Genomic DNA, 14162 nt, shown 5'->3' with positions numbered 1-14162 from the left:
TCAATTAATGTCCAAAGTGATAAGCATGGATAGTGATAGGGGCTGATGAACAATTTGCAGAAACTAACGAATTTGTTTATTTCCCTTAGATCAAACAGGAAAAGTAGATTATACATTGTATAAATAGCGATCAAAGAATCCACGCATTCCAGAAAAAGCATTAGTCAAATCATACTGAACATTCACTTTTTAAAAAGTCAAGCATAAAAGCTCTGAGTGGTTTCCATTAGCAAGATAGTTATATGCAGCAGCATTAACAACCGCTTTGACACCTTAGCCGGGGTGCAGGCATCAATCGTTACAAATGGCGCAGCAGCCAATGATGGGAGCTTCAGCTTACACGACGGCATCTGGCCAAAGCAGCGACTATTGCTGGTGCTGGTAAAATGTGTGGCTAATAGATGCCAATTCAATGTACCGTTTCGATGAGGGTGGCAAGCCAGAAATAGGGATGACAGATGGCAAGCTGTATTGAATATCAGGCAAAACAGACGAGTATGCAGCAACCGTCAAATCAATTCTAATTAAGGTTAAAATCAAAATACAATGAAATTTTGCTCCATAAAACTTAGCAAGTGGAGTTGAAGTGAGTAAACGATCAATAGATCACGAAAATAAAATGATCAGGACAGCAGTGAAAGAAGCATAACAGCAAGTAGTTAATGAGATGAGCAGTCATTCAGGCGACAAGGAACGCGCTTTGTCAATGTCGACTAATATTCGTCTAAATTATCATGGATATGAAATATTAAAACTCACAACATTAGCAAATATAAAATTTTAGGAGATATTGTGAAGAGAGTTATATTGCTAGGATTAATTGGGTTTGTTTTAACCGGCTGTGAAGAAAAGAAAGTAACCGAAGACATGCTAATTGGGGAGTGGGAATGTGATATTGACTACCAAATTGCTAAAATGAGGAATGGTATAGACCAAGATTATGCCCCCCAAGTTGGTCAAGCAGTTTTATTCGTTAAATATCTAAAAAAAGATGACCAGCTTTTTGTAGAATTTACCGATAGCGATGGTGAAATAATACAGGATTTCAAAGAATTGAACGGAGGTTTTAACTATTCTATAGGTGATAGGAAAATAGACGGATTTCGCAAGCTTGAGTACATAACAAACAATGAGTTTAAATCAATTTATGAGTCCTCGAAAACGCAGGATAAGTCAGAAGATAAGGAAAAAACTAAAATCTTGATGCATTGCACAAGAATATAACTATTGACTACAAAGCAAAACTTTCTTCGAGGGTTGATATTGCTTTTTTTTGCTTTATCTACTTCAGCTTCTCTTTGGGCAAGGCGGTTAAGTAGAACAACTATAAATTGATAAGTTTGAATATGCCAATTAAGCTTATTAGCATGTTCTACCATTAATTCGACTATTTCTTTGGTAGATTTAACTAGTGGATTTCGCGAAAAGTTAATCAAATAAAATTGGCTTACTCAGGCATAATTAAAGCTAAAGATAATTCTTTTCAATCAAAAGTAGCATTTAAAAATATATCTAACTACAATTTAGCGTCAAGCTTACCGCAGATTTACCTCTAGGCGCAGTGTTTTGCTAACACGACATATTAAAGTTAAGAAGTTAATATCATTAAATACGCCGGTGCAATTTGGCAGCAAGGATAATACTGGCGGCCAATTCTTCAATTGATTTGTGCGTCGTATTAGTAAAGGGAATATTAAAACGTCGGTACATATCTTCTGCTGTCAAAATTTCATGCCGGCAATTGTCTTTGCTGGCATAACGTGAATCTGGACGTCTTTCAGAGCGTATATGGTGCAGTCTATCCGCGTCGATGGTTAAACCATACAGCTTGGATTTAAAGGGTTTGACCATGCGTGGCAGATCGCTACTTTCTAAATCCTCAGGTATTAAAGGGTAGTTGGCTGCACGGATACCATATTGTAGTGCCAGATATAGGCAAGTAGGGGTTTTACCACTGCGAGAGACACCCATTAATATCACGTCAGCATGTTGTAGTTCGCGATCGGTAATACCATCATCGTTATTCAAAGCGAAATTAATGGCATCCATTCTTTTGTCATATTTTTCAGTATCGTGCATACCATGGGTACGACCAATAGAGTGGTTGGCTTTGGTACCAAGTTCATGTTCGAGCTCGCCAATGAACGCATCGTAAAAACTCATGTGTAAGCCGGCACTGGTCTTGATCAATTCACGTATATTTTCATCCACGATACTGGAAAAGACCAATGGGCGCACATCGCTGTGTGTGGCCGAGCGATTGATTAGGCTAACAATTTCTTCCGCTTTGGTGATGGTGTCGACAAATGGATAAGTTGCTCTTTTGAAATCGATATTGTCAAATTGATTGATTAAGGCTAATCCCATACTTTCGGCAGTTATACCGGTGCGATCGGAGATAAAAAAAACATGGCGAACTGGTTTCATGGCATTAAGAAGGTGGTCATTGTTTAGGAGCAAAGGAGTAATTGTAAATGAAGTTAGTCCACAATAAGAAGTTTATTCATTTTTTATTGAAAAATTAATTTTTTTCTGTTGCAAAAATAAAGATGAGTTTTTTTATGTAAATTAAACAATATAAATCAAAAAAATGTAGTTTTGGCGGTATTAAATAGGTTAAAAAGTAAAGAATATAAAATATATGGTTTGATATTGTGTATTTTGCATAATTTCATGTTAGTAGTTAATTGCTCATAACGAATTATTAATATTGTTTAACAATGGTTATCAAGAATAGGCAAGTTTTTGTAAGGGGAAAATGCATGACATTCTATATGTGAGCCGTTAAAATAGGTTGTCTTCAACAGCTATCTCTATGCACTGGATGCCCAAAATGAACGGCAAAAATGTAATCTGGTTTGAAAATTTACGCATGACTGACGTTGAAAGCGTTGGTGGTAAAAATGCTTCTCTCGGCGAAATGATTTCGCAATTAACGGAAAAAGGGGTACGTGTTCCTGGTGGTTTTGCCACCACTGCGGAAGCTTACCGCAAGTTTCTAGCTTATGAGGGGTTAAGTGAACGGATTAATCAAGAGTTAAATGCACTGGATGTTGATAATGTGGCGGAATTGGCTCGTGTAGGTAAGCAAATTCGTCAATGGATTATGGAAACTCCATTTCCACCTGAATTGGATGCGGATATTCAGACTGCATGGGAAAAAATGGTGGCTGATGCGGGTACAGATCATATCTCTGTTGCAGTTCGCTCTTCGGCCACAGCAGAAGATTTACCGGATGCTTCATTTGCCGGTCAGCAGGAAACCTTTCTAAATATCAGTGGGTTAGAAAATGTTAAAGAAGCAATGCACCATGTCTTTGCTTCTTTATACAATGATCGGGCAATTTCATATCGTGTGCACAAAAATTTTGCGCATGAAGCCGTGGCTTTATCTGCTGGTGTACAACGGATGGTTCGCTCTGATGAGGGTGCGTCTGGGGTTATGTTTACCATGGATACAGAATCTGGTTTTGATCAGGTGGTATTCATTACTTCTTCCTATGGCTTGGGTGAAACTGTGGTTCAAGGTGCGGTAAATCCAGATGAGTTTTATGTGCATAAACCAACTTTGCGTGCAGGTCGCCCAGCTATTTTGCGCAAAACCATGGGTTCTAAGCTCATTAAGATGGTATTTACTGATGCTGCTCAGGCCGGTAAATCAGTGCAGACAGTGGATGTTGATGTTGCAGATCGCAAGAAATTTTCCATTTCTGAAGAAGAAATTACTGAATTAGCTAAGTATGCTTTAACTATTGAAGAACATTATGGTCGCGCGATGGATATCGAGTGGGGCCGTGATGGGCAGGACGGTAAGCTCTATATTTTGCAGGCACGTCCAGAAACGGTTAAATCGCAAGAAAAATCCAACCGAGTTTTACGACGTTATCAAATCAACGAAAAATCTGCCGTTTTGGTGGAAGGTCGCGCGATTGGACAGAAAGTTGGTCAGGGCAAAGTTAGACTGGTTAAAAATGTTGATGAAATGCATAAGGTTTTACCCGGCGATGTGTTAGTCACGGATATGACTGACCCAGATTGGGAACCAGTGATGAAACGAGCTTCCGCGATTATTACCAATCGTGGTGGACGTACATGCCATGCAGCGATTATTGCGCGTGAGTTGGGTATTCCGGCAGTGGTAGGTACAGGCAATGCAACCTCGTCTTTGCAAGATGGCATTGATGTCACCGTTTCTTGTGCTGAAGGCGATACCGGTTATGTATATGAAGGTTTGTTGAAAGTAGATATCACTGATATCCCTCTGGATAATATGCCTGAAGCCCCCGCTAAAATTATGATGAATGTGGGTAATCCTGAGTTGGCATTTAGTTTTTCCAATTTGCCCGGTTATGGTATTGGTTTGGCGCGTATGGAGTTTATTATTAATCGTCAGATTGGTATTCATCCACGCGCACTACTGGAATTTGACCAGCAAGATGACGCAATGAAGGCGGAAATTACCGATCGTATCGCTGGGTATCAGTCACCTGTCAGCTTTTATGTAGATAAAATCGCCGAAGGTGTAGCCACACTTGCTGCTTCAGTTTATCCGAAAAAAGTGATTGTGCGTATGTCTGATTTTAAATCAAACGAATATGCCAATCTGTTGGGTGGTAATAAGTACGAGCCACATGAAGAAAATCCAATGCTGGGCTTCCGTGGTGCGGCACGATATGTTTCTGAAGAGTTTAAGGATTGCTTTGCACTAGAATGTCAGGCACTAAAATATGTGCGTGATGAGATGGGGCTAACCAATGTGGAAATTATGATTCCATTTGTGCGTACTTTGAAAGAAGCTGAAGCTGTGGTTCGTGCATTAAAGGATAATGGTCTTGAACGTGGTAAAAATGGTTTGCGTTTGATCATGATGTGTGAGCTACCAACTAATGCTGTGTTAGCGGAACAATTCCTGAAATATTTTGATGGCTTCTCAATTGGCTCAAATGATATGACTCAGTTAACGCTGGGGGTGGATCGCGATAGTGGTGGTCCAATAGCCAGTACTTTTGATGAGCGAGATCCAGCAGTTAAAGTGATGTTTAGTTTGGCTATTAAGGCATGCCGCAAACTGGATAAATACATTGGTATTTGTGGTCAAGGACCATCAGACCATGCCGATTTCGCTAAATGGCTCATTGAGGAAGGCATTGAAACGATTTCTCTCAATCCTGATACCGTCATCGAAACTTGGCTGTATTTGGCTAACGAGCTTAATCAGCAATAATGTATCCGTAAAAAAAGCTGCTACTTGGGTAGCAGCTTTTTTTTTGTCATAGTAAAGTGATTTGAATTTGCAGGTAAAATCTGAATCTCTAAGCAGATTCGGTAAAATGGATTTCGTACATTAAATGCAGATAAAAAAGAACAGATAGTTTAACTATCTGTTCTTTTTAAAATCCAATTATTTTTTGGATTTTTTCTCTTGTTTTGGTTTTTTATCCTCTTCTTTAGCTGCCTTATTGGCGGCCAACCCCAAGGATTGATTCCATTTAGTTGGATTCTTAACCAGATCTAAAGCGGCTTTAAGCTGAGCATCTTTGGCTGGATTGGGCTCGCGTCGTGCTAACCAATCTTCTTCTTCCTTTTTCTTGTCTTTAGGATTTGTCTCAGCATTTTTCTGTATTTGCTCAGAAGATTTGTCCGTTGGTTTTACTTCATCTTCGTTATAAAGGGATGATTTTTCGGTAATATGGGTTTCACTTTTCACCTCTTTACCCCCCAAAGGATTACTTAGGTGACCACCCAAATCGGCTTCACGACTTTCAAATTGCCGGTTTTTATCTTTCACTTCTACATCCGGTACAATACCTTTTGCTTGAATTGAACGGTCATTCGGAGTGTAATACAGAGCAGTCGTTAATTTTACGGCTCCACCATTAGATAGTGGAATCACGGATTGCACTGAACCCTTACCAAAGCTTTGTGTACCAACAATAACCGCGCGCTTATAATCTTGTAATGCGCCGGAAACAATTTCTGAAGCCGAAGCTGTACCTGAGTTAATTAAGATGGTTATCGGTATGGTTTTTAATTCTTCAGGTATATTATCCAGTGGATCATTACCTTTCATAACGTAATCACTAGGAACAGCTCTTAAAACCATCCCTTCTTGCTTATCACGATTTTTAGTGCTGACAACTTTAACACCTGGTTGTAAAAAGGCTGAGGAAACACCCACAGCACTATTTAATAAACCTCCAGGATCATCGCGCAAATCAAGTACAATGCCCTTAAGTGGTTGTTTGTTCTGTTTTCTTAGTTCTTTCAGTGCATTGGCTAATAAGCTAACTGTATGTTCCTGAAATTGCGTAATGCGGACATATCCGTAATCAGGTTCTATTAGTTTAAAGCGCACGCTTTTTACTTTAATAATGGCGCGGGTAAGATGCACAACAATAGGTTGTGGCTGATCTTTGCGTGCTAATGTTAAGGTAATGCTGGTGCCGGGTTTCCCGCGCATTTTTTTCACTGCTTCAGTGGCAGTCATGTTGCGAGTGGATTCGTTTTCAATTTTAACGATATAGTCTCCGCTTTTCAGACCTGCACGATCAGCCGGTGTATCTTCAATCGGTGCCACAATTTTAATTAAACCGTCTTCAGCACTGATTTCCATACCTAATCCACCAAATTCTCCAGAGGTACTTTCTTTTAAGTCTGAGAAATCATTAATGGTTAAGTATTCTGAGTGCGGGTCGAGATTGTTGACCATCCCTTTGATGGCGCCTTCCAGAATATTATCATCTGTTTTGCCCTCAACATAATTGGCTTTGATTTGACCATAGACTTCTGCCATGGTGTGCAATGATTGAAGGGGTAAAGCATCTGCTTTTTTGTCATTGGCATAGCCTTGTAAGCTGATGGTCAAAAGGGCTCCACTAAAGGCGCCTAAGGTATACAAGACTACTTTTTTAAAAGTTGATTTAGCCATTATTGTTCATGCTCTTTCTGATAACAACAAAGAATTAATATTTTAAAAAATTATCAGCGAGATAATTGTGTAAATTTCTGAGAAAGTTAATTTTACCTGAATATTTGAAATACGTAATCCATCTTTATTATTTTCAAACTATCCATGATAATGGATTCATGGCTTGATTATGATAGCGAATTTCAAAATATAATCCACTCAATCCATCAGGCAATTTACCACTTATTCCAATATTCTGACCAGCATTAATTGTTTTTCCAGCGGATACGTTGATGGAAGCTAAGCCGGTATAAATGCTTAAATATCCTTCACCATGATCCAGAATGACGGTATTGCCATAGCCTTGCAAGAATGCTGCGTACACCACCTGACCGTTAGCGATACTGCGAACAGCGGACGATGGAGTGGAAAAAAACAAGCCTTTCCATGTGCCGCCATTGGGTCTTTGTTCGCCAAATTTTCCTGAAATGGTGCCATTAACCGGACGGGGTAAGCGACCTTGTTTCTGCGCCAATCCTGCTGCTCTTTTTGGTTGATTGGTTTCAGTGGCTTGTAATGCCATATCTTCAGAAGTGAGCGAATAATTTCTGTTTTCTGTTGAAGTATTATCAGGATCAGGAGGGTTACCCGCGTTGGTAGTGACGTCAGAGCCGGCGCTGACGACAACTTGAATTTTGGGTTTGCTCTGGATACTGGGTTGTTTAGTTGTGTTTTTACCTTGGGTTTGGTTAGTTCGCCGAGTAGTCGATTGAGCGGATAATCGACTCAAAAGATTATTGAGGCGTTTTTCGTCTGCTTTAAGGGTTTGCAGTTGTTTATTTTGTACAGAGAGCTGTTGATCCAGTTGACTAAATTGATTTTGTTGCTGGTTATGCTGATTATGGAGTTTTTTTACAATCTGTTGTTGTTTTTGCTGCAAAGATGCTAACTGTTGACGCTGATTTGTCAACGCTTTTTGCTGCATTTCTAGATTGGTCTGTTGCTGCCGTAGTCGCTGGATGACTTGTTCATTGGCTGCATTGAGGTATCGTATGTATTGCAGTGATCGACCCTTTTGATCAATGCTGTCTTTTTTCAACCAAACATAGACGCTGTTAGGTTGTTTATTGCGATAATGGGCATTAAGTAGTCTACCTATTTGGGTTTTGGTTTCTGCGATTCGAGTTTGCGTTTTGTCGAGGTTGTTTTGTAAAGTCTGGTATTGTTTAATGCTCAGCTGTTGCTCTTTTATTATCTGTTCCAGCTCTTTTTTTGCCTGCTTGAGTTGTTGACTGGTTTGGGTTATCGACGCATCTATTTTTTTCTGCTCTGTAGCCGTCTTACTAATTTGAATCTGAGCAGCAGAAATAGCTTGATGTACTTTTTTTAAATCAATATTGGAAGGTGGTGATGCAGCTGGTTTGGCCGCCAAAGCGGAAAAGCTGATCAGAGGCAGTAAAATCAGGCTTAGCCGAATAGTTGGTTTCATTATGGTTTGTCGAATTTGATTAAGTTATGACCAGTCATTTCCGCCGGTGGCGTCAGTCCCAATGCAGTTAATAAGGAAGGTGCCACATCTTTTAAAGCACCGCCTGATTCGATTGAGGCGGGTCGACCTATATAAATAAATGGGACGGGTTCGGTAGTGTGCTGAGTGTGAGGTTGCTGGTTCTGATCATCATACATATGTTCGCAATTGCCGTGATCAGCAGTAATGATGACTTCACCACCTACGGATAAAGCTGTGTCCACCACGCGAGCTACGCAAGTATCTAACGTTTCTACTGCTTCGATGGCCGCGGGTAAAGAGCCAGTATGTCCTACCATATCTCCATTGGCAAAGTTACAGATAATAACATCATGACGATGATTAACCAGGCTATCGATGATGCTTTCGGTAATTCCTACTGCGCTCATTTCTGGCTGCAAGTCATATGTGGTTACTTTGGGTGAAGAAATCATGATGCGCTCTTCACCAATATAGGGTTCTTCTCTACCACCACTAAAAAAGTAGGTTACATGTGGGTATTTTTCAGTTTCAGCAATACGTAGTTGGCTCAAGCCTTGTGCTGCCAAAAACTCGCCCAAACCATTGCTAATTGTCTGGCGATCGAACACAACCGGGTTGGGAAATTGAGCTCCGTAGTTGGTAATGCTAGCAAAATAGCCTATGTGGATGCGATGTTTACGTTCGAATCCATGAAAATCGTCAAAAGTTAATGCTTGTGTAAGTTCGCGCGCTCGGTCGGCACGGAAATTTAAAAACAGAATCGCATCACCATCTTGTAATATTGCTTGGGAATTAGTTAAAGTTGGCTGAACAAATTCATCCGTTTCTTGACGAGCATAAGCTTCTTTTAGAGCAGCAACGGGAGAATTGGCTCGATAGTGACAATCACCAAATAGGGCGTTGTAAGCCTGTTCAACCCGATCCCAGCGATTATCCCGATCCATGGCGTAAAAGCGTCCGGTTATGGCACCGCAAAGAACCTGTGGATGTTGTTGCATATAATCTTCTAATCTTTGCAGATAGGCGAGGGCACTTTGTGGAGGGGTATCTCTACCATCGAGAAAAGGGTGGATAACAATTTTTTCCATGCCAGCTGCTAAAGCCGCATCCATGATGGCAAATAGGTGGTCAATATGGCTGTGTACACCTCCATCTGAAAATAATCCTAACAAGTGCACCGTCTTGTTTGGCGTCTGCCAGGCTTGTTTCAATGCCGGATTTTGTAATAAGGAATGATCCTCAATGGCCATATCGATTCGTGTAATATCCTGCGGTACAATGCGACCTGCTCCGATATTCAGGTGACCCACTTCGGAGTTGCCAAATTGTCCAATAGGTAACCCAACCATTCGTTCCGAAGCATCAATGGTTCCAGCAGCGTATTGTTTTATGTATTGATCAATGTGTGGTGTATGTGCCAGCAGTACAGCATTGTCATGACCATCAGTACGATGACCAAAGCCATCAAGAATAAGAAGTACAATTGGTTTGGTTAAGGACACAACATGCCTTTCTGCAAATGAATAAGATTGTAGCCAAGATTGATTGTAGTACGCTATTCATATTGAATAGAGATAAATCTAACAGCTTGTAGTATGATTGATAGAATTATAACTAAAAAGATTCAACTTGAGAAATCACTGTATTGACCCGATTTAACTCATCATCTTTCTTCTTATTATAGCAATTATTAATTTGGATAAACACAATATGGAATTGATGAAAACTGCTGCTAACTCATTTTCTCTGGCCAATCATTTTTTGATTGCGATGCCAGATATGCAAGATCAGTTTTTTAGAGAAAGCGTGGTTTACATTTGCGAACACAATGCAGATGGTGCAATGGGAATTATTGTTAATAAACCATCACCAATTATGATGGATCTGCTGTTTGACGCCGCAAAAACTCCTACGCCTGAACGATTTCATGGGCAATGGGTATTAATGGGCGGTCCTGTACAAGTTGACCGGGGTTTTCTAGTACATACACCTACAGGATCATGGGAAAGTAGTCTGTTGGTAACAGATGACATTGCGATGACTACTTCACGTGACATTATTATAGGTTTAACTCAAGATAATGAAGTCAATAAGGCATTGGCAACGATTGGATATTCAAGCTGGAGTGCAGGACAGCTTGAGCAAGAATTAGCAGCTAATAGCTGGCTTTCGGTTCCAGCTGATATGAAAGTTTTATTTGATATCCCTTATAAACAACGTTATCAAGCTGCGCTGAAACTGCTCAATATTAATGTCGCTAATTTAAGTGGGTTGGCTGGTCATGCCTAAGTTAAGCAACCATTTTTTAAACCAAGGAACGGTATTAGGTTTCGATTTTGGTGCAGCCCGCATTGGCGTTGCAGTTGGAGAAGCAGAATTGGCTACAGCTCATCCATTGACAACGATTACTGCGGTAACCAATGATGAACGTTTTATTCAGATTGCCGCATTGATAAAACAATGGCAGCCAAGTGCTTTGGTAGTTGGCCTACCGACACATGCTGATGATAGAGACGATGAAGCCTCAGCTTTGTGTCGACGTTTTGGAAACCGTTTGCATGGGCGCTTTCATCTGCCGGTTTATTGGGTGGATGAACGCTGGACATCGGTCATTGCAGAAAGTCTGTTAAGTGAAGCCAGAGTATTTGGCAAGAAACGCAAACAAGTTTTGGATCAGGTAGCGGCTCAAGCCATTTTATCAACCTTTTTTAGCCATGGTAGTATGTCTGCGAAATTGGATTAAGATCATGGACAGCTCGTTACGGGCAGTAAAGAAATTGAAACTAATTAGATAGTGATGTCACCCACCTTAAAACGCTGTGATTAAATATGACATATGTAATAAGGGGGTTTATTGTTACTTTTATAGATTTACCAACAATGGCGAAAACCATGTAACGGCTTGTCTATTTCTTAAGCTGTAGCGACGTGAGTACGCCTTTACAGCAAATTGATATTTTATAGCGATGCTCATTTCGAGTCATAGGGTCAAGACAATTGATTGATCAATGATTCAATCAATTGTCGAAGCTGTACACTCCACATCTTAGAAAATTGCCAACTTGATCTAACCCGCATAAACCTGATCAATTTGTTTAAACATGAAAGTGAATTTGCTAGTATTTTCTTTGGGCATGAAATAAAGTTGGTTTATGCTAAAAAAATGAATGATCATTCAATTTCAGTGTCTTATGTGGCTCTTGTTTGCAAAAAGACACATTCAACATAAATTTCATAGACTTTACTTCTATTTTCAATCACTATGTTTGTTTAATGTGGCTATCGTTTCCACGTCAGCAAATTTTATATGAATGATAACAGATAAACTAAGGATAATTTATGACATTAGATTACTCTACGCTAAGCGGGATTGATGCTGATACCAAAGCCAGTATACTGGCTGAAGCTTTACCTTATATTCGTCGTTTTTCTGGCTCTACTATGGTAATCAAATATGGTGGCAATGCCATGACTGAAGATCATTTAAAAGAGCAATTTGCCAAAGATATTGTTTTATTGAAATTGGTAGGCATACATCCAGTTATTGTGCATGGGGGTGGACCACAAATTAATGAAATGCTGCAAAAAATCGGCAAAGAAAATCAATTTATTCAGGGAATGCGTGTTACCGATGGCGAAACCATGAATATTGTTGAAATGGTGTTAGGTGGTTGCGTTAATAAAGAAATAGCTTCTCTATTGAACCTATATGGCGGGCATGCAGTTGGCATTACTGGGCGGGATAATCATTTCATTAAGGCAAAAAAACTACTTCTGGAGAATCAAACAGATATTGGTCAGGTAGGAGAAATTGAAAGTATTGATACTCAATTAATTGAGCAGATGGTACACCAAGGCTATATCCCTGTTGTGGCGCCAATAGGAGTGGGAAAAAATGGGGAAGCATTCAATATTAATGCGGATGTGGTGGCTGGTAAACTGGCAGAATGCCTCAAGGCGGAAAAATTGATTATGCTAACCAATACCCAGGGGGTACTGGATGAAAATAACCAGTTGATCAATAAACTGACTCCAGCAGATATTGATCGCCTCATTAATACGGGCACACTTCAAGGAGGCATGTTGCCAAAAATCAATTCAACTTTGCAAGCAGCCTTTAATGGTGTTAGTGATATTCATATTATCGATGGCAGGGTACCACATGCAATATTACTGGAAATATTCACCGACCAAGGGGTAGGTACGATGATTTTGGGGCATAATGAAAATAATGCATAAATTCCGGCATCCATTTTTTAATTATTTGATAACTTAATCTGTTATCTGATCTTGTCAATCAGGTTGAATAAAAAGACTTGACAGTAAAAAAATAGGCGTTATAATTTCGCCTCATTCCCTGATAGCTCAGTCGGTAGAGCGACGGACTGTTAATCCGCAGGTCCCAGGTTCGAGCCCTGGTCGGGGAGCCAAATTAAAAAAGCACTCATTTCTGAGTGCTTTTTGCTTTGTTTGCTGGCTTATTCGCCAACTTTAATTAATTTGACATCAAATATCAGCGTGCTATTTGCAGGGATAATGCTGGCTGGGCTTTGATTGCCGTACGCCAGATCAGCAGGGATGTAGAAGGTATAGCTGCTGCCTTCTTTCATCAGTTGCAGTCCTTCAGTCCAGCCAGGAATAACGCCATTTAATGGGAAGGTAGCCGGCTTGTTATTGTGCGGTGCTGTGCCATCAAAAACTGTTCCGTCAATCAAACGGCCTTCATATTCTACAGTGACCATATCGGTTGCTTTGGGTGATTTGCCATTGCCTTCATGGTTGATTTTATATTGTAGACCTGAAGCAGTGGTGTGCACTCCAGCTGCAGTTTTATTCTGAGAGAGGAATTTTTCTCCAGCAGTTTGAGGATCCTCAACTCTTACCTCAGAGGCAGAGGATGCTATCGAAGCAGCGGTTGATTCGCTACTGGCCTTTTGTTCTTTTTCGGCTGCATTGCAAGCAGATAAAGTAAGTAGGGTTGCTAATGCAAGTACACTCAATGATAATTTTTTCATAATTCGTCTGATAGTGTTAGCAGGAAGTTAATTATATCAGTCATTATCAGTCGTAAAAATCATTTGATATGGTAGGCTCCGTTAAGTTTGTTGAGGGCATGCAATTAAGTTAAAACTGTTTTCATTTGGTTTGTAAAGTCATCAGTTTTGCATATTAACCATGTTTGCATGTGATCATATTCCATCATGTGGATTTTTATGCAATTTTAACTAAATGTAAAATAAGTGATTATTTACTACGTAACTTTAATGTGCTAAACCGCTTTAATTTCTTTTATTATAAATGATTCATTTTATTCATTTTCGTGGAATATTGACTAAAACTGTTGTCTTTTTGATACTTAATACTTCCATGGGTTTCTTTACTTTGATGAACTTATTTTTATAATGCATATAAAGTTAATCAGGAATATCAATTATTATACATTTATCATTATTTATCCATAACAAAAAATATGCTAACTTAACCGAATATGCTACTTAGGTGATGAGTTATGCTTTTGAGTTATCCTTCGAGGCGCTTTCAATCAAATTAGATCTGAGGATGAAATGTAAATAAACTGTACTGCTTGATTGGTGCTGTTATTCTTGGCGCGGCAGTAATTAACTAAATGTAGATAATAGCTTGACATTATGTCCCAATGCGTCATAAAATTTGCCTCTATAAAAAGAGATCAATTTTAAGTCTAAGATTAATGTCTTTGTGGCAGATTTAAACAAATCGACTTTC

Annotated in this window: 10 protein-coding genes and 1 tRNA gene; 6 read left to right on the top strand and 5 right to left on the bottom strand. The window is 39.6% G+C overall.

Annotated features, from left to right (window positions below; all coding sequences use genetic code 11):
* The first annotated feature begins 792 nt into the window (after positions 1-792).
* Complete coding sequence (locus J3U68_RS06005) at positions 793-1224, top strand: hypothetical protein (protein WP_267375479.1); 432 nt, start codon at positions 793-795, stop codon at positions 1222-1224.
* Between the two features lie 381 nt (positions 1225-1605).
* On the opposite strand, the gene J3U68_RS06000 is transcribed toward J3U68_RS06005, so the two are convergent.
* Positions 1606-2427 carry a pyruvate, water dikinase regulatory protein gene (locus tag J3U68_RS06000; protein ID WP_267375478.1) on the bottom strand — a complete coding sequence of 274 codons (822 nt, stop codon included), beginning with the start codon at positions 2425-2427 and terminating at the stop codon, positions 1606-1608.
* Between the two features lie 406 nt (positions 2428-2833).
* On the opposite strand from J3U68_RS06000, the gene ppsA reads away from it, so the two are divergent.
* Positions 2834-5224 (top strand): phosphoenolpyruvate synthase, encoded by a 2391-nt coding sequence (gene ppsA / locus J3U68_RS05995; protein ID WP_267375477.1) that lies wholly within the window; start codon positions 2834-2836, stop codon positions 5222-5224.
* Between the two features lie 177 nt (positions 5225-5401).
* Here ppsA and J3U68_RS05990 read toward each other — a convergent pair whose 3' ends face one another.
* From J3U68_RS05990 to gpmI, 3 genes are all read right to left on the bottom strand, one after another.
* A complete protein-coding gene (locus J3U68_RS05990) occupies positions 5402-6928 on the bottom strand; it encodes a S41 family peptidase (RefSeq protein ID WP_267375476.1) in 1527 nt (508 codons plus the stop codon).
* A gap of 133 nt (positions 6929-7061) precedes the next feature.
* On the bottom strand, positions 7062-8396 hold the full coding sequence (locus J3U68_RS05985) for a murein hydrolase activator EnvC family protein (RefSeq protein ID WP_267375475.1): 1335 nt from the start codon (positions 8394-8396) through the stop codon (positions 7062-7064).
* Positions 8396-9919 (bottom strand): 2,3-bisphosphoglycerate-independent phosphoglycerate mutase, encoded by a 1524-nt coding sequence (gene gpmI / locus J3U68_RS05980; RefSeq protein ID WP_267375474.1) that lies wholly within the window; start codon positions 9917-9919, stop codon positions 8396-8398. The genes J3U68_RS05985 and gpmI overlap by 1 nt, the downstream gene beginning before the upstream one ends.
* Positions 9920-10127: 208 nt before the next feature.
* Here gpmI and J3U68_RS05975 point away from each other — a divergent pair, with 208 nt between their 5' ends.
* From J3U68_RS05975 to J3U68_RS05960, 4 genes are all read left to right on the top strand, one after another.
* Positions 10128-10706: a YqgE/AlgH family protein gene (locus J3U68_RS05975; RefSeq protein ID WP_416384631.1), complete on the top strand. Its 579-nt coding sequence runs from the start codon at positions 10128-10130 to the stop codon at positions 10704-10706.
* On the top strand, positions 10699-11160 hold the full coding sequence (gene ruvX, locus J3U68_RS05970) for a Holliday junction resolvase RuvX (protein WP_267375473.1): 462 nt from the start codon (positions 10699-10701) through the stop codon (positions 11158-11160). Before J3U68_RS05975 ends, ruvX begins: the two co-directional genes overlap by 8 nt.
* Positions 11161-11756: 596 nt before the next feature.
* A complete protein-coding gene (gene argB, locus J3U68_RS05965; RefSeq protein ID WP_267375472.1) occupies positions 11757-12656 on the top strand; it encodes an acetylglutamate kinase in 900 nt (299 codons plus the stop codon).
* 115 nt (positions 12657-12771) lie between these two features.
* Positions 12772-12847: transfer RNA gene (locus J3U68_RS05960), tRNA-Asn, on the top strand.
* 48 nt (positions 12848-12895) lie between these two features.
* Here the strand turns inward: J3U68_RS05960 and J3U68_RS05955 are convergent.
* Positions 12896-13432: an FKBP-type peptidyl-prolyl cis-trans isomerase gene (locus J3U68_RS05955; RefSeq protein ID WP_267375471.1), complete on the bottom strand. Its 537-nt coding sequence runs from the start codon at positions 13430-13432 to the stop codon at positions 12896-12898.
* Positions 13433-14162: the final 730 nt, after the last annotated feature.

It is taken from the genome of Snodgrassella sp. B3882 (genome assembly GCF_026535915.1).
Taxonomy (GTDB): domain Bacteria; phylum Pseudomonadota; class Gammaproteobacteria; order Burkholderiales; family Neisseriaceae; genus Snodgrassella.
Note: the sequence above shows the minus strand (reverse complement) of the source record. Positions and strands in the feature narration are given on the sequence as shown.